Origin of the sequence: Paenibacillus sp. 3LSP (assembly GCF_032465655.1) — a bacterium.
Classification (GTDB): Bacteria; Bacillota; Bacilli; order Paenibacillales; family Paenibacillaceae; genus Fontibacillus; species Fontibacillus barengoltzii.
The window spans coordinates 37,452-54,569 of the sequence record NZ_JAWDJI010000134.1; the positions used below are offsets into that span (position 1 = coordinate 37,452).

The following is a 17,118-nucleotide window of genomic DNA, read 5'->3' on the forward strand; positions in this document are numbered from 1 at the left end:
ATGAAGTACTTGTCACTCAAATCCGCTAGGGTCTGGTTTATCGGATTGGCCCTGTTGGTTCTTACCGTCATGATTGTTGTTCCACTGATTGAAATCTTCATTCAAACGGTGTATCGAAACGGGGAGCTGCAGTGGTCAGCTCCTTTCCGTACGCTGGCGAAGTCCGGACTGACCGGTGTAATGTTTAGCTCCATTTGGCTTGGGATCTGTGTCATAGCTGGTACTACGGTATTGGCTTTGCCCCTGGCTTGGATAATGACTGCTACAAGGATCGGCCGCTGGAAGTGGTTGGACATTGTACTGCTCATTCCTTTTATGACGCCGCCTTACATCGGATCCATGGGTTGGATTCTATTTATGCAGAAGAACGGATACCTGGAGCAGCTGATCCCGTCTCTATCCCGAATTACGCCTTACTTCTTCACCTTTGGCGGCATGGTATTGATTATGAGCCTGCATCTTTATCCTTTTCTGTATTTGCTGCTGCGCGGCGCGCTTGAGCGAATTGGAGGGAGTATGGAAGAAGCGGCGGCTGTGATGGGAGCCCCGTTTTTGTATCGTTTCCGCCGGATCGTGGCACCGCTGCTTCTGTCTGCATACGGCATGGGCGCCATGCTGATCTTTGTTAAAACTATCGCGGAGTTCGGCACACCAGCTACTTTTGGCAAAAGAATCGGATATGAGGTCATGACCTCGGAAATCCATAAATATATCTCCAGCTGGCCGATTGATTTCGGCAAAGCTACAACCCTGGCATCGTTGCTGCTGACGGCCTGTCTGCTGATGTGGTATGTCCAATCCATACTGAGCCGCCGCTTTACTTACAGCATGGTAGGTGGGAAAGGCAGCCGCCGCGGCGCACTGAGGGAGAGCGGCTGGCCAGTTTGGATTAGCGCTATTTTTGTGGGACTTCTGCTTGTTTTCTCAATCGGGGTTCCTTATTTCTCGATCCTGGCGGCCTCAATGATGAAACTTCGCGGTGTGGGCCTGGCTTGGAACAACTGGACGTTCGATTACTATAAACAGCTGCTCACCTGGGGAACACCGAGTATGAAGGCACTGATGTCCAGCATCTGGTTGTCTTTCGTCGCTTCTACGGTTGCTGTGGTGCTGGGCACCTGGTTTGCACTGGTGATTCAACGCTCACGTACTATTGGACAGCGGTCGGTTGACTTGTTAAGTCTGCTGCCGAATACCGTGCCTGGCATCGTGATGGTGGTTGGCCTCATCCTGTTATGGAACTCACCTTGGATGCCCATTCACCTCTATAACACCTATGGCATGGTCATTTTAACGTATGTTATTTTATTTGTTCCTTATACCGTTCAATATGTAAAAAGCGCTGCAGGCCAGATAGACAGTTCCTTATTTCAGGCTGGGCAAGTATTTGGTGGACGCGCCCTTTATATTTTTAGAAGAATCATGCTGCCTTTGATTGTACCGGGGATGATTTCCGGCTGGATGATGACCTTTACGATTGCTTCGCGGGAACTGGTGGGCTCACTATTAATCCTTCCACCTTCAGTTCAGACCTCGGCCACCTACATTTTTGCTCAATTTGAGCAGGGGCAGGTTTCGTTAGGGATGGCGATGGCCGTCGTTTCGGTTGGTTTTACCACCTTGATGTTATTAATTATCGAGAGCTTGGGCTCCAGAAGAAAGTGGAATGCAAAATGATGAAACTTCATATATGGGGAGGGGCCGGAGAACATGGCCGCTCCTGTTATTTACTTGTCGGCGACCATCATCGGATATTATTGGACTGCGGCGTAAAAAAAGAAGACGAAGGCCAGTATCCGCTGCTCGATCCTGAGGTCATTCCTCAACTAACGGCGGTTTTTCTGTCGCACGCTCATGAGGATCATTCGATGGCACTTCCGTTACTATATAAGCACGGCTATAAAGGTCCGATCTGGACGACCAGGCCAACCGTTGATCAATTAAGCAGCTATTTCGCCAACTGGCGCAGTTATGTGAATGGCAGAGGCGCCAAGCTCCCATATACGGAAGAGCATATTGAAGCACTGCATTTCCGCTATCTTGAGGATCTGGCTCCCGCCATGCAATGGGCAGATTTGGGCATGCATCCAGCTTCTGTCCGGGTGAAGTGGGGGAGGAGCGGCCATTTGGCTGGTTCCATTTGGCTGCGGCTCGAGGTGGAGGATCACCAAATCTATTTCTCGGGTGACTATAGCTCGGAGTCGTTGCTGCTGGCTGTTGACTCGCCTAAGGAAAACGAGAGGGGAGCTGGCTTGGGGCCGGAGGATCCTGCCGATTTAGCCATTGTAGATAATGCCTATGGCAATGATCAAGAATCTCAAGAAGACAAACTGTTTCATCTTACCAAGGTTGCTCAAAAGACACTGGAACTAGGCGGGCATCTGTTGTTACCTGTGCCGGCTTACGGAAGAGGCCAGGATATGCTGATTTGGACCTGCGAGCAGTTCGAATCCTATAACATCATTGTTGAAGAGAAAATATGGGCTGGTCTGCAGCGGCTGCTGGAACAGCCGGAATGGCTTAAGGTTGGAATGAGCGAACGAATTCGACAGGCGCTGGATAACAGCCGACATAGAATCATTTTACCGAAGAATAATGAGGAACGTCTTCAAGCCTTAGGTCAGAAGGGGCCATGTGTCATTTTCACCAGTGACGGTATGATGGAATCCCCAAGAGCTCGCTGGTACTTCGATCAAGTAGCCGGGGATCCCAAGCATGCGGTCGTGATTACAGGACATGCTGCGCGTCATACGTTTGCTCACAATATACTGGTGGGGGGTATAAATAAACCGGATTGCCGCGTTCATCATATCCGTTACAAGGTACATCAAGGGCTGGGGGATGTAAGAAGGATGCTTGCAGAAGTTCCTGCTTTAAAGACATTACTTGTACATACTTCCAAAGTGAAAACGGACGAAGTATGCAGATTACTGTTAGAGGAAGGCCACCAACATATTTATTCCCTGCAACCAAGCGAAGAATTGGGGTTCTAAAACAAATGAAAACAGGACCCCGAAGGGTCCTGCTGACGGCGTTACTGTGGAGATTCTATGCTCACATCAAGGAATAGGATTTACTGCCCCTGAAGGCAGCCTTGCCGTAAAGCGAAAACTTTGCGGTGTTTCTCCTTACTCCAATCTTGAGTTAGACTCCTAACAGCTCATGAAAAGCGATCTGGACCAACGGAACCACACCTCTCTTGTCGCCGTCGATTGTATTATGTGCAGATTCCCTCGTTTTATACACATCCATTACGAAAAATATAAATTAGTGAACACGAGCCTTTTCTTCTTTCTTCCACTTGCGATTCTTGTTTGTCGTTTCAGGGAATTTATCGCCCTTGTTCAACGTGATCCGTTTTGGATCTTTAATCTGCGTATGAAAGCTGCGCGCCTCGCCTACCTCAACGTAAACCCCCGGGTTCGGAGCGCGCATGCCTTCCTCGAATTCGGTTTGTTCACCCATACTGCGTTCCTCCTTTGCAATGCATTAGACTACATGGATATTGTTTGTCATGCGTTTTTTTTCATGTATCTTTATGGACCGATAATTATTTACAGGCAGCGTAATTTGAGGGAGCATACGGTTAGCATGGTAAAGCGCATGGGAGCGATCGATATGAGTATCGTATGGGCACATGGTGATCAATAGCAAAGGCAAGTTGTGGGAACTTGATCTGATCCTTGCGTGCCGACTTTGGATTTGATATACTATTACGGTGCGAGTTTACTCTCGCTCCTTGCTCCCAAACGGGACACGTATTGGGGGCCATAGTCCAAGAGGAGGTGAATCAGAATGCGCAAATACGAAGTGATGTACATTATTCGTCCTGACGTTGAACAAGAAGCTGTTCAAGCTACAGTCGAAAAATTCCAAGGCATCATCCAAAACGGCGGTGAAATTACCAAACATGAAGTTTTGGGCAAACGCCGGCTTGCGTATGAGATTAACAAGGTTCGTGATGGAATTTACGTTCTCGTGAATTTCACCGCTGCTCCAGAAGTTGTTGCTGAGCTGGAACGGATCTTGAAGATTTCCGACGAGGTTATCCGTTATCTCATCACGAAAGACGTAGCCTAATTCAAGTTTGAGTAACCATTGCCCGAAGGAGGGGATTTGATTGTTGAACCGTGTCATTCTCATCGGACGTCTTACCCGGGATCCGGAGCTGCGATATACGCCAGCTGGCGTAGCGGTAACTCAGTTTACTCTTGCTGTGGACAGACCGTTCACCTCGCAAGGGGGCGAACGTGAGGCGGATTTCATCCCGGTTGTTACCTGGAGACAGCTTGCCGAGACTTGCGCGAATTATTTGCGTAAAGGGCGGTTAACGGCTGTTGAAGGACGTATTCAAGTACGGAACTACGAAAATAACGAAGGTAAACGTGTATACGTAACCGAAGTTATTGCCGATAATGTCCGTTTCTTGGAATCGAACCGCGAGGGCGGTTCAGGTGGCAGCGGTACGCGGGAAGAATCACCGTTCGGAGGCAACAGCAACCGTGGCGGAGGATTCTCGCGCAGCAATCAGAACGATCCTTTCTCCGACGACGGGAAACCGATCGATATATCGGATGACGATTTGCCATTTTAACAACGGAAAGGACTGAAAAGCATGAGCTTCAAGCAAAGAGAAGGCGGAGACGACAAAAGACCGGCTCGCCGCGGCGGCCGCAACAAACGTCGTAAAGTGTGCTACTTCACTGTGAATAAAATTACTCACATTGACTATAAAGATACGGAGCTGTTGAAGAAATTCATCAGCGAGCGCGGCAAAATTTTGCCTCGTCGTGTAACTGGCACTAGCGCGAAATACCAACGCCTTTTGACGATCGCGATCAAACGCTCCCGTCAAATCGCATTGCTTCCATACACAACGGAATAAGCGTGATCAGTTAGAACAACAACCGAACCTCAGGGTTCGGTTGTTTTTTGTTTCTATACAAAAAGGACTTAAGTCATAGAGCTTCGCTTACGACAAATCCAAGTAAACCTATTTAAAATAAAGTCGATTTATGACGAGAAAGATAGAACGAACTCGAAAAATGTTAACATCAATAGTACAGGACAAGTAAGAAAAATTAACGTTCAACTTTTTGTAAACGCTTCATATTAAATATTTCTATAAAATACTAGTAAATTAGGGTTAATTAGGAGCCGACAATCGACTAAAAAAATTATTGACGTAAGATATTTTCACATGTATTATGATCAATAATTGAACTGGTGCATATCCCTGATAGGGACCGGCTTAAGATGCTTATTAACCGATGGTTTATATCAAACCTATGTCACACTTTGTTACAAACGGCTGACGTTGTGTCTCTGTTTTTAGGGTATAAGTCATGGGGAGATAGAGCCATAGGGGCGTAAGTGAGTTGTTTTGTCCAGGATTAAGCACTGTGAGAAGCAACTAGAGAGTGTTGAAGGGGGAGGTCGAAAGGAACATCCTGGCAAGAGGAAAGGCATGACGAACTGCACGTTCTCAACAATTAAACAAGGAGGAGTCAACTCACATGGTGGCAAAGAAGAGAAGATTATGGTCCATCTTACTTATTTTATCTCTCGTAGGTATTTTGTTTGCAGGTTGCAGTACCAATAACACAGCTTCCAATTCGCCGACTCCGACAGAGAACAACACAACTCCAGAAAACACAACGGAACCGGAAACAGAACCATCGGCAGATGAGCCGGTGGACGGAGGTACAATTGTCCTTTCAACTTTTTCGGATATTGTTACTTTAAATCCTATTTTTATTGGTGATACTTCTTCCGGAGATGTGGAGCAGTTCCTTTTCTCCAAATTGTACGATCTAGACCGTGAAGGAAATGTAGTTGTCGAGCCTTGGTCTTTGGCAGCCGAGCCTCCACAAATTTCTGAGGACGGTTTAACTTATACCGTGAAGCTGAAAGATACCGCAAAATGGAGTGACGGGCAGCCGGTAACGGCCGACGACATCGTATTTACATTTGATACGATTCGTAACCCAGAAACGGGTTCCCCAGCGATCAGCTCCTTCGATAAGGTAGAGAGCGTTACAAAAGTGGATGATTTGACCGTCAACATTAAGTTGCAATCCGTTTACGCTCCGTTCTTATATACGCTGGTTACCGATTTGGTCCCTTACCATGTGTTGAAGGATGTTCCTGTGAAGGAGCTTCAACAACATCCATATGGTACAGATCCATCGAAAACCGTAACGAACGGGCCATGGAAGTGGACAGAATGGAAACAAGGCGAAAGCCACACGTTGGATCTCGATCCAAACTACTGGGGTACGCAGAAGCCGCATATTCATCAAGTCATCTATAAAATTTATGCCGACCAAAACACCCAAGTTCAAGCCTTGTTGAAAGGTGATGCAGACCATATCAGCGCCATTCCGGTGACGCAGGTTGAAGCTGTTAAATCGAATAAGGATATTAACGTCATCCAAAAACCGGGTCCGACTTATGAATACGTCGGGTTTAACTTCGATCCGAAGAACTTCCCGGACAACTACGGTTTGTTCCAAAGTCAAAAGACAAGACAGGCGATTGCATACGCAATTAACCGTCAAGGGATGGTTGACAATGTCTTGAAAGGTGTCGGTGCGCTGATGAACGCTCCGTTCCTGCCGGACACTTGGGCGGATCCGAAGGATGCTGCTGTCAACTATAACTATGATACGGAGAAAGCAAAACAATTGCTGGCAGAAGACGGTTGGGTTCCTGGCAAAGACGAGATCCTTGAGAAAGACGGTCACCGCTTCTCCTTCGAACTGCAATATAACGCCGGTAACAGCCGCCGTGAACAAGTGGCTGCGATTATCCAGCAAAACTTGAAAGATGTTGGTATCGAAGTTACGCCTAAAGGCATCGACTTTGCCGCATGGATCGATCAGAACGTCAACCCAGGTAAGTATCAAGCCATTTTGTTGGCATGGTCTCTGAACAACCCGGATCCGGATGCAGAAAGCATTTATTCTTCGAAATACTTCCCACCGGCAGGTCAAAACACCGGTTGGTATAAGAACGAAAAGCTCGACCAATTGTGGGTAGACGGATACTCCACAGTTGATCAAACGGAACGTCAAGCGATCTATAAGGAACTGGCGAAGGAAATCTCTACAGACTTGCCATATGTCTTCCTTTATCAATATGGTAACGCCATCGGTACGGGTCCAAGAGTTCATTGGAAAGAAGAAGACCGTCCAGAACCATCGTTGGGCTACGGATACTACTTCCATCTGATCAACTGGTGGGTAACGGAATAAGAAGAGCGGATACAGGAAATAGAACCGCAGGAGGGGGAAAGGGAGTATTCTCTTTCTCCTTCTCCCTTTCAAGCTCTATTTTTATCCTGTGGTTCTATACCTAACTATGTTTAGGAGGATAAAAGATGACAGAATATCTGATCCGTCGCTTGCTGCAATCGGTCTTGGTCATTTTCTTGATCACCGTCGTGACGTTTTTGCTGATCCATGCCGCTCCGGGGGGACCAACGCAAGTCTTCCTTGCTCCGGGTTTATCGCCGGAAGCATTCGAGCAGCAGAAGCAAAACCTCGGTCTGGATAAGCCCTTACCTATTCAATATCTACGGTGGGTTGGGGACTTGCTGCAAGGTGACTTAGGATATACGTTCAAAAACCATTTGCCAGTTGGGGATTTATTGTGGCCTCGTATCGGGAATACGTTCGTTTTAATGGGCTCCGCTTGGTTGTTAACCTTGATTATTGCGCTCCCTTGGGGCATTTATAACAGTACAAAAGAATATGGATTATCTGATCAAACGGCATCCTTTATTTCTTATATCGGATTTGCGATGCCAACCTTCTGGTTCGGTATACTTTTGCAACAGTGGTTCTCACTAGGCCTCGATTGGCTTCCCCTATCGGACATGCACTCCAGGGGGAAGGAAGACAGCCTGCTTGACCTATTACTGCATCTAGTGCTTCCCATCACGGTATTATCGTTAGGATTCCTTGCTTCTTATATTAAGTATGCCCGTGCAAGTATGTTGGAGGTCCTTGAAATGGACTACATCCGCACGGCTCGGGCAAAGGGTGTTAAGGAAAGAAAGGTTGTGTTCCGACACGCCTTACGGAATGCGCTTATTCCGATCATCACCATTTTAGGACTGGATTTACCGCTGCTTGTCGGCGGCGCTGCCCTCACGGAAAACGTGTTTAACTGGCCGGGGATGGGGCGCCTCTATGTCGAGATGGCTACGGCACGGGAGTATTCTGTTCTGATGGCGATTACGATCGTTACTTCGGTTATGGTTATCCTTGGTAGCTTACTCGCGGATATTTTATATGCCATTGTAGATCCACGGGTTAAATTGGGTGGAAAGGGGACGAAAGCTGCATGAGTGATCTCAAGGTAACGATATCGCCGGGAACATCTCCCGACGTGCCAACTCCTGAACCAAGTCATGCATCGGATCCCCAGAATGCGGTAGCTGCACTTCCAGCCAAGAAGCCGCTGGGTCCTTGGGGCCTATTATGGAGAAAATTCTCGCATAATCCCTATGCAATGACAGGGTTAGTCGTGTTACTGATTTTTATTCTGGCTGCGATTTTTGCCCCTTGGCTTACCAAGTATGATCCGGCCAAGATCGATCTGATGTTCCCGAATCTCCCAGCAGGGACCGATGGGCACCTGTTAGGCACGGATGAATTAGGACGTGACGTGTTCACAAGACTGCTGTATAGTGCAAGAATTTCCTTATTAATTGGTTTTTCCGTCGCCGTAGCTTCGGTCATCATCGGTTCGATTATCGGTGCGTTATCCGGTTATTTCGGCGGATGGGTCGATACGGTCTTCATGCGGATCGTCGATGTGATGAACTCGGTACCTACGTTGTTCCTTAACATTTTGGTACTGGCGATTTTTGGGTCGGATATGAAATATATGATTATGATTTTGGCCTTTACCAGCTGGATGAGTATTGCACGGTTGGTGCGCGGGAATTTCCTTCAATTGCGGGAAATGCAATACGTTGAAGCTGCGCGTGCCATCGGGGTATCGAATACAGGCATTATTTTCCGTCATTTATTACGGAACTCTACGTTTCCGATTATTGTGAATGCAACCTTGATGGTTGGTTCGGCGATTTTGAGCGAATCGGCTTTGTCTTACCTTGGTTTAGGCATCCAACCACCGGCAACAAGCTGGGGATTGATGTTAAGTAATGCACAAGAATTTATGCTCGTTGATAAAATGCAGGCAGTTTATCCCGGCTTATGCATCTTGATCGTCGTTCTGGCGGTGAACTTCATCGGGGACGGCATCCGCGATGCGCTGGATCCAAGACAGAATCTGAATAAATCCCGGAGGAGGCTGGCAAAATGGCGGAGAAACTTCTCGAAATCCGGAAACTGACGGCGGGCTTCTTAACGGAAAATGGGGTTGTGAAAGCGACCGACCGGATCTCGTTATCCATAGAAAAGGGACAGACGGTTTGCTTAGTTGGTGAATCGGGGAGCGGAAAGAGCGTGACCTCACTCGCCATCATGCGGCTGATTGATTATGCCGGCGGAGTGATCATGGATGGCAGCATTAAGTTTCGCGGTCAGGATTTAGCCACCAAGAAACAGGAAGAGATGCGGCAGATCCGTGGCAACCAAATTGCGATGATCTTTCAGGATCCCATGTCGGCGTTAAACCCGGTATTTACGGTAGGGGAACAGATTGCCGAAAGCTTGCGGTTGCATCAGAATAAGGATGCGGATGAGGCTTGGAATATGGCTGTTAACCTGTTGAAGCTCGTAGGCATCCCTGCGCCGGAAATTCGCGCCAAGCAATATCCCCATGAATTGTCGGGCGGCATGTGCCAACGGGTCGTCATTGCCATTGCCTTAGCCTGCAACCCGGAGCTGTTGATTGCTGACGAACCTACGACCGCGCTGGACGTGACGGTACAGGCGCAAATCCTTGATTTGCTGCGGAAGCTGCAGGCCGAGCTCGGCATGTCCATTCTGCTGATTACCCATGATATGGGCGTAGCTGCGGAAATGGCAGATCGGGTCGCTGTTATGTATGCGGGGGCGATCGTTGAAGAAGGTCCAGTGGAAGATATCTTCAATCAACCCAGTCATCCATACACCACAGGGCTGCTCCAATCGATCCCTGGATTTGAAGGGGAACGGGGAGGAGAACTGTACACGATCCAGGGGACAATCCCGCCAATCGGTCAATTGCCTTCCGGCTGCCGGTTCCACCCCCGCTGCCCGCATGCGAAGGAGGTTTGCCGGCAGAAGGAACCACCGGAGTTTATGATCGGAGCAGATCATCGTGCTTCCTGCTGGCTCTATGAGGATAAGCCGGTAAGCAAAAGCGATGACCACAGCAGCAGAGATGAGGTGAAACCCGCATGACGACAGAAACGGCGAATGTAGAAGTAAAGCGACCGAGCGGTTTGAAGTCCGATGAGATTCTGGTAGATATCCGCGGGATTAAGAAGTATTTCCCGATTCATAAAGGCTTGCTCAGCCGGGTCGTTGGTCAAGTGAAAGCGGTAGATGACGTATCCTTAGCGATTCGAAAAGGGGAGACCTTCGGGCTCGTCGGAGAATCCGGCTGCGGCAAGTCAACGCTGGGACGTGTCATTCTTCGCTTGCAAGGAGCTACGGAAGGAGAAGTCATCTACCAGGGGCGGGACATTCATTCTTTACGGGGGCAAGAGCTGCGGAAGCTTCGGGAAGAGATGCAGATTATTTTCCAGGATCCGTTCGGTTCCCTAAATCCTCGTTTTCTAGTAAAAGACATCATCGGCGAACCTTTACGCGTTCATCGCAACCTATCTTCCAAGGAAATAGATGCTAGAGTCGTGGAGCTCATGGAATTGGTAGGGCTGGATGCCAGCCGGCGCAATCGCTATCCGCACGAATTTTCCGGCGGTCAGCGGCAACGGATTGGTATTGCCCGGGCAATAGCTCTGAATCCGAAGTTTATCGTCGCGGATGAGGCGGTATCGGCACTGGACGTGTCCGTGCAATCACAGGTCATTAACCTGTTGATGAAGCTGCAACGTGAGCTCGGATTGACGTTCCTCTTCATTGCCCATGGCCTTAACGTCGTTCGGCATATCTCCGATCGGGTCGGCGTCATGTATTTGGGTAAGCTGGTAGAGGTCGGAGAAACGGAGACGTTATTCAATTCTCCGCTGCATCCATATACAGCCGCTTTATTGTCGGCCATTCCAAAGCCGACGCCAGGTCGGAAGCGGGAACGGATCGTGCTACAGGGGGATGTTCCTTCTCCCGCAAATCCGCCTTCCGGATGCCGCTTCCACACCCGCTGTCCGTTTGCCCAGGAGCAATGTGCCAAGGTGGAACCGCCATTGATTGAGGCAGCTCCCGGACGCCAAGTGGCCTGCCACTTCCCGTTGCAACCGGAGACCGTGTTGGCTTAAACAGACGCCTTCTCGCAAAAAACAGGCTGGTTCATGACGGTAGAGGTCCGATCTCCGGTAGGAGCGGGCCTCCCTTCTTTTTTCGTCCAAGCTTCATTGGTTAGTAGACCAGCATCTACATATCCCGCATTGTTGTACCCGATTTCCTCGATGTGTTATAGTACAAAGCGGTAGAGTTGTTTTGAAAAATGATAGATAAGTTAAGCAAGGATGAGTAAAAACGTAGTGATATGGCAGATAGAGAAGGAAATCAACCAGAATGGCGATGGAGGCGTAAAAAACCATGATCGAACGTCGTAGCAGAAAGAAGATGAAATCGAAGAATAAACGCAAGAAAATCGCGTGGATTGTACTCATAGTTCTGTTGGTGGCGGGGGCCGGGGGATATTTGTTCCGCAAGCCGCTTGCCGTGATGGCCTTTGACTTGTTCCTGTCAGGCAAAGTTGAGCAGACGTTGGAACGCTCGTATTCGCCAATTGAAGGGGAAGAGCCCCGTCCGGTGGAGCCGGTGGAAGAGAAGATGAAGCCATTCAGCACTCTGCTGTTAGGTGTGGATCAACGGAATAACGAGCCAGCTCGCTCCGATACGATGATCTATGCGGTGGTGCGTCCGGAGGATGCCAAGGTGTTGCTGATCTCCATCCCGCGCGACACGTATACCGAGATCGTCGGCAAGGGTAAGGAAGATAAGATTAATCATGCGTATGCGTTTGGCGGGGAGAAGATGGCCAAGGATACGGTGGAGAACTTCATCGGCTATCCGGTGGATTACTATGCAGCCGTGAACTTCCAAGGGGTGCGTGACATCGTGGACGCGTTGGGCGGTGTAGAGCTGCCGATTACGAAGGATATTGTCAATAAACAAGCGGATCATGAGAAGTTTACGATTAAGGCAAATAAACCGTTGTACGACGGTACGGAGGCGCTCAACTTCGTCCGTTATCGGGAAGACAGTGATTTTAACCGGACAAAACGACATCAGGTGTTCCTGAACGCCATGGTGAACCGGATGTTAAAGCTGAACCAAGTGACAAAAATCCCTGAATTAATCAACCTGATGGGGGATAATTTTAAGACCGACTTGCCGCCAAGCCAAATCATCGAATTGTCCAAGAAGGTCTTGTTGGGAGATACTTCTCCGCAAATTAGCGGCTTTACGATTTTAGGCAAAGGCATTCGGATCAATGGGGTTTATTATGATAAAGCGAATGAAGAGGATGTTGATTTCGCCAAAGAGATGATCGACAATTGGCTGAACCCGGATACGGAGGCGTTTGAATTGATCCTTCCGGAATCCCGTGATGCAGAGAAGACAGATGCGGGGCAAAACGGCGCGCAGGGAACGGCGGCAAATACGAGCAAGAATGAGTGATCGTGGGGCATCATACCTTAGATTATAATGTGAATATACCCTGATTTCAGACAACGGCAGTCCGGAGTACCGGCTGCCGCTTTCATGCCGCCGGTTCTGGAACAACTTCGGTTTCGAAACGTATCAAATAGGGGAGTCTGAATGAAAGGATGAGGAGGATTTCGTTCTCATGAATATAGCGTTTTTTCTGCTTCCGAAAAATGACGTGGTCACCATGACGTTGGAGTCCACGTTACGCCAGACGCTGGAGCGTATGGAGTATCACCGTTATACGGCCGTGCCGATCATCGATCACGATGGGGTGTATGTCGGTACGGTCACGGAAGGCGATTTATTATGGCACATGAAAAATTCGAGCGGCAAGATTACTTTTGAGACCGCTTCAAAATTTCTCCTGAAGGACGTGCCGCTGAAGATGGACATCAAGCCGGTACGAATCGATGCCGATATGGAGGATTTGATTAATCTGGCGAAGGTGCAGAACTTCGTGCCGGTTGTCGATGACCGGTGCCGGTTTATTGGGATCGTGCGGCGTAGTCAGATCATCGAATATTGCGAGAAGTTCGTGACCCGAAATACGGCACAAACCCAATAAATCCTAAAGGTTTGCGTCTTTTGTCGCGTTTGCTATATGCTATAATGAAGAATAAAGCTTTTTTCGGGGAGGGTCGAAGCTGTCCGAGATGCAAAGGGAAATGGATGTAGCCAAGCGTGCCAAAGTGATTGAATGGCTCAAAACGGAAGTAGTCGATCACGTATCCCGTTTGTTTAAGGCATTATGGGAAGGCAGCACGACACGGGTAACGGACAGTCTTGCCAGCCTTATCGTCAGCAGTTATATTTTGGGGCGGAGACTCGGTGTTTCCTATCGGGATATGGATGACAGTATCTTGGAGAAACTGAGAAAACATAAGCAGGAGGGTCACCAGCTCGAGGATTGGTATCAAGATATTTCTACCCTGGAAGAACATATGTCTAAGAGGTGAACCCATTTGAAGTTACGCTGGACATCAGTGGCCTGGAGCGCCGTATATTTGCTGCTTCTGTTGTCACTTGCAACTCCGCTGACCGTGATCACGATGTTTTTTCTGATCGTGCCGGGTATTTTGCTGTACACCACCTTGTCGACAAGAGCGTTTCTTGTGCACGTCGCGGTGGTCTGGCTGGCGGTTGCATTGATCTTCGGCCCGCTGATCTTGTTGCAGGCCGTCTATTTTATTGTTCCTTCGATCGTGATGGGCTATTTATATAAGAAAAGAAGCCCGGCGTTCCGCACGGTCATGGCGGGAGCCGGCACCATTTTGCTGGAGTTTTTGCTGGTACTGCTGATCAGCACCGTCTTCTTCAACTTTAATCTGGCGAATGCGATTGAGGACCTGGTGAATGCGGCGATGGCTCCGTTCACGAATGTCGCTGACAGCTCGTTGACTGGCACCATTGTCTGGTCGCCAGAGATGAGCCAGCAATTCTCCAGCTTGACGGTGCGGATGATTCCCTTTACGATGATCGTCTGCTCGCTGCTCATGGCTGCAGTAGCCCATGCCATCTCCCGGCCTACGTTGTCCAGCTTGGGTCATGCGGTGCCGAAGATGCCGCCAATCCGTGATTGGCGGTTGCCGCGTTCGCTGATTTGGTACTATTTGATCGGCGTATTGCTGCAGTGGTTTGGCGGAGAAGCAGTAAGCCAAGGATTCTTGGGCACGATTGTGCTGAATCTGATGCCGCTGCTGCAATTTCTCTTCATGGTGCAAACGGCAAGCTTCTTCTTCTTTGCCGCCTACCATCGCAAGTGGAATCCGGTGATTCCGATTCTGCTCATTGTAGCGCTGTTGTTTATTCCGCCGCTTCGAATCGTGGGGATTTTGGACATTGCATTCCCGCTGCGGGATATGATTACGAGACCAAGACGATAGGGTGAGAAGGCATGCCAAATGTTTTGCAAAAACGTTGGTACGGTTACCAGACCGTATGGATGTTCATGCTCCAGTTGCTGCTCGTCATCTTCGTCTCCTTCTTTAATTGGATCCTGGGACTGGTTTGCTTATGTCTCGTGAGTGTGCTGACCTTCAGCATGCTGCGGGCGGAGCGGCAGTTCCGCCAAGAGCTGATTCGCTACGTGACCGATTTGAATTACCGGATCAAACGGGTGGAAGGCGAGGCTGTCAGTAAGCTTCCGTTTGGTTTGATCCTGTATAGCGAAGAACGGACAGTTGAGTGGCATAATCAGTTCGTGGCTGGCATGTACGACAAAGATTCCGTCGTGGGCCAACCGTTGTCCGAGCTGCTGCCGCAGCTCCCCTTGCCAAGTAAAGACAAGAAGGATGCGGCGGGCGCTCGGACCACGGCAGAAGTCATGGTCGGGGAGCGTTACTATGAGCTTACCGTCGATGCGAACGAGCGCATCATTTATCTCCATGATATGACGGAGCTGGCGGTACTGCGCAGACGGTACGAAGACGAACGGGCTGCGCTGGGGATCGTGCTGCTGGACAATCTGGATGAGGCCACCCAGGGCATGGACGACCAGCAGCGCACCGCCTTAATCGCTCGCGTGGCGACGGCGATTACGGAATGGGCCAAACAGTACCGCGTGTACTTGCGGCGACTGTCCTCTGAGCGATATCTGATGATTCTGAATCAGAAATCGCTGGACGAACTCGAGCAGAGCCGGTTCGTCATTCTGGACGAGGTCCGCGAAATGACCGCGGACCTGAAGGTGCCGATTACGCTCAGCATCGGCCTCGCTTTTGGCGCCGAGCGCTTCAGTGAGCTGGGCGAACTCGCCCAGTCCAGCTTGGATATGGCGCTCGGCCGCGGGGGCGACCAGGCCGCAGTCAAGGCCGGTCAGCGGCTCTCGTTCTATGGCGGGAAATCCGGCGCCATAGAGAAGCGGACGCGCGTCCGCGCCCGCGTCATCGCGCATGCCTTGCGCGATTTGATGCAGGAGAGCGACCGCGTCATCATCATGGGCCATCGCGTGCCGGACCTCGACGTGATCGGCGCCTCCATCGGCGTGCTGAAGGCTGCCGATATGTACAAGGTCGAGGCCCACATTGTACTGGATGGCCCGAACCCGGCGATCGAGCGCCTGATGGAGCGCATCGGCAAAGAAGAGACCTTGCTCCGGCGGTTTATTTCGCCGGAGCAAGCCATGCATTTGATGACCGAGCACACGCTGCTCGTACTTGTCGATACGCATAAGGCTTCCATGACGATGGAGCCTCGGCTTGTGGAAGAAGCAAGCCGCGTCGTCATCGTGGACCACCACCGCCGCGGCGAGGAATTTGTAACCGACGCGGTGCTCGTCTACCTGGAGCCTTATGCTTCCTCAGCCTGCGAGCTCGTCACCGAGCTGCTGCAGTACATTCATGAGAAGGTGGAGCTGAGCCCTCTGGAAGCGACGACGCTGCTCGCAGGCATCACCGTCGATACGAAGCATTTCGCGCTTCATACCGGCTCGCGGACGTTTGAGGCCGCAGCGTTCCTCCGCCGAAATGGAGCGGACACGGTGATGGTGCAGCGATTGTTGAAGGAAGATTTGCAGGAGTACATCGCCAAGGCCGATATCATCAAGCATGCCCGAATGATACACGGGCATATCGCTTTGGCGGTGACGGAGCCGAATCGCAAAATTCCACAGATGTTAATTGCTCAAGTCGCGGATACGCTGCTGAATATGACCGGCGTCCTGGCGTCTTTTGTGATCAGCGAGCGGCCAGACGGCTTAATTGGCATCAGCGCCCGGTCGCTGGGGAACATGAACGTGCAGGTGGTCATGGAGCGGCTGGGCGGCGGCGGACATTTAACGAATGCAGCTGTTCAATTGGAAGGCACCCAGGCGGAAGCAGAGAAGAAGCTGCTCGCCGTGCTGGATGAAATAGAGAAGGAAGAGGGGTTGTTCGAATGAAAGTGATCTTCTTGCAAGATGTCAAAGGTCAAGGGAAAAAGGGAGAAATCAAAAACGTCTCCGAAGGGTATGCGCAAAACTTCCTGATTCCCCGGGGGTTGGTGCGTCCGGCCACCGAAGGGAATGTGAAGACGTTGGAGCAGCAAACAGCAGCGGAGCAGAAGCGGAAGCAGAAGGAGAAGGAAGAGGCCATCGAACTCGGCAAGAAGCTGGAGGAGATGACCGTGCAGCTGAAAGCGAAAGCCGGAGAAGGCGGCCGCTTGTTTGGTGCGATTACGAGCAAGCAGGTTGCCGAAGCGCTGGAGAAAGCCGGCGTGAAGCTGGATAAACGCAAAATTGAAATGCATGACCCGATCCGGACGCTAGGCGTAACACAAGTGCCGGTGAAGCTGCATCCCGAAGTGAAGTCGACGTTGAAGGTTCAAGTGACGGAGGAATAAG

General features: G+C 50.1%; 18 protein-coding genes. 16 read left to right on the top strand and 2 right to left on the bottom strand.

The window, feature by feature from the left end; translation table 11 throughout:
• Positions 1 to 1,677 (top strand): ABC transporter permease, encoded by a 1,677-nt coding sequence (locus RW092_RS10695; protein WP_028539965.1) that lies wholly within the window; start codon positions 1 to 3, stop codon positions 1,675 to 1,677.
• Positions 1,677 to 2,993: an MBL fold metallo-hydrolase gene (locus RW092_RS10700; RefSeq protein ID WP_258956162.1), complete on the top strand. Its 1,317-nt coding sequence runs from the start codon at positions 1,677 to 1,679 to the stop codon at positions 2,991 to 2,993. The genes RW092_RS10695 and RW092_RS10700 overlap by 1 nt, the downstream gene beginning before the upstream one ends.
• Positions 2,994 to 3,267: 274 nt before the next feature.
• Here the strand turns inward: RW092_RS10700 and RW092_RS10705 are convergent, their stop codons facing one another.
• A complete protein-coding gene (locus RW092_RS10705; protein ID WP_028539963.1) occupies positions 3,268 to 3,465 on the bottom strand; it encodes a YjzC family protein in 198 nt (65 codons plus the stop codon).
• 330 nt (positions 3,466 to 3,795) lie between these two features.
• Here RW092_RS10705 and rpsF point away from each other — a divergent pair, with 330 nt between their 5' ends.
• Genes rpsF through rpsR form a run of 3 tightly spaced genes read left to right on the top strand, consistent with a single transcriptional unit; the run spans position 3,796 to position 4,885 of the window.
• The gene (rpsF, locus tag RW092_RS10710; protein ID WP_009223358.1) at positions 3,796 to 4,080 is read left to right on the top strand and encodes a 30S ribosomal protein S6; all 285 of its coding nucleotides are present in this window, start codon (positions 3,796 to 3,798) and stop codon (positions 4,078 to 4,080) included.
• Between the two features lie 40 nt (positions 4,081 to 4,120).
• Entirely contained in the window at positions 4,121 to 4,594 is a 474-nt protein-coding gene (gene ssb / locus RW092_RS10715) for a single-stranded DNA-binding protein (protein ID WP_016314566.1), read from the top strand.
• 21 nt (positions 4,595 to 4,615) lie between these two features.
• A complete protein-coding gene (rpsR, locus tag RW092_RS10720) occupies positions 4,616 to 4,885 on the top strand; it encodes a 30S ribosomal protein S18 (protein ID WP_009223360.1) in 270 nt (89 codons plus the stop codon).
• Between the two features lie 627 nt (positions 4,886 to 5,512).
• Here rpsR and RW092_RS10725 read toward each other — a convergent pair.
• Entirely contained in the window at positions 5,513 to 5,803 is a 291-nt protein-coding gene (locus RW092_RS10725; RefSeq protein ID WP_316010192.1) for a hypothetical protein, read from the bottom strand.
• Position 5,804: 1 nt separating this feature from the next.
• On the opposite strand from RW092_RS10725, the gene RW092_RS10730 reads away from it, so the two are divergent.
• The 11 genes from RW092_RS10730 to rplI all read left to right on the top strand — a co-directional run bounded on the left by RW092_RS10730 (position 5,805) and on the right by rplI (position 17,117).
• Positions 5,805 to 7,256, top strand: a complete 1,452-nt coding sequence (locus tag RW092_RS10730) for an ABC transporter substrate-binding protein (protein ID WP_316010193.1) — start codon at positions 5,805 to 5,807, stop codon at positions 7,254 to 7,256.
• 125 nt (positions 7,257 to 7,381) lie between these two features.
• Positions 7,382 to 8,353, top strand: a complete 972-nt coding sequence (locus RW092_RS10735) for an ABC transporter permease (RefSeq protein ID WP_127575746.1) — start codon at positions 7,382 to 7,384, stop codon at positions 8,351 to 8,353.
• Entirely contained in the window at positions 8,350 to 9,366 is a 1,017-nt protein-coding gene (locus RW092_RS10740) for an ABC transporter permease (protein WP_016314564.1), read from the top strand. Before RW092_RS10735 ends, RW092_RS10740 begins: the two co-directional genes overlap by 4 nt.
• Complete coding sequence (locus RW092_RS10745; RefSeq protein ID WP_016314563.1) at positions 9,333 to 10,361, top strand: ABC transporter ATP-binding protein; 1,029 nt, start codon at positions 9,333 to 9,335, stop codon at positions 10,359 to 10,361. Before RW092_RS10740 ends, RW092_RS10745 begins: the two co-directional genes overlap by 34 nt.
• Positions 10,358 to 11,398, top strand: a complete 1,041-nt coding sequence (locus tag RW092_RS10750; protein ID WP_028539297.1) for an ABC transporter ATP-binding protein — start codon at positions 10,358 to 10,360, stop codon at positions 11,396 to 11,398. The genes RW092_RS10745 and RW092_RS10750 overlap by 4 nt, the downstream gene beginning before the upstream one ends.
• A 283-nt stretch (positions 11,399 to 11,681) precedes the next feature.
• The gene (locus RW092_RS10755; RefSeq protein WP_028539296.1) at positions 11,682 to 12,770 is read left to right on the top strand and encodes an LCP family protein; all 1,089 of its coding nucleotides are present in this window, start codon (positions 11,682 to 11,684) and stop codon (positions 12,768 to 12,770) included.
• A 169-nt stretch (positions 12,771 to 12,939) separates the two neighbouring features.
• Positions 12,940 to 13,365, top strand: coding sequence for a CBS domain-containing protein (locus RW092_RS10760; protein WP_016314560.1), 426 nt, complete (start codon positions 12,940 to 12,942; stop codon positions 13,363 to 13,365).
• 88 nt (positions 13,366 to 13,453) lie between these two features.
• On the top strand, positions 13,454 to 13,756 hold the full coding sequence (locus RW092_RS10765; protein ID WP_028539295.1) for a MazG-like family protein: 303 nt from the start codon (positions 13,454 to 13,456) through the stop codon (positions 13,754 to 13,756).
• Between the two features lie 6 nt (positions 13,757 to 13,762).
• Positions 13,763 to 14,683: a DUF2232 domain-containing protein gene (locus RW092_RS10770; RefSeq protein ID WP_016314558.1), complete on the top strand. Its 921-nt coding sequence runs from the start codon at positions 13,763 to 13,765 to the stop codon at positions 14,681 to 14,683.
• An 11-nt stretch (positions 14,684 to 14,694) separates the two neighbouring features.
• On the top strand, positions 14,695 to 16,677 hold the full coding sequence (locus tag RW092_RS10775) for a DHH family phosphoesterase (RefSeq protein WP_028539294.1): 1,983 nt from the start codon (positions 14,695 to 14,697) through the stop codon (positions 16,675 to 16,677).
• Complete coding sequence (rplI, locus tag RW092_RS10780; RefSeq protein WP_009223371.1) at positions 16,674 to 17,117, top strand: 50S ribosomal protein L9; 444 nt, start codon at positions 16,674 to 16,676, stop codon at positions 17,115 to 17,117. The genes RW092_RS10775 and rplI overlap by 4 nt, the downstream gene beginning before the upstream one ends.
• The last annotated feature ends 1 nt before the right edge of the window (position 17,118 follow it).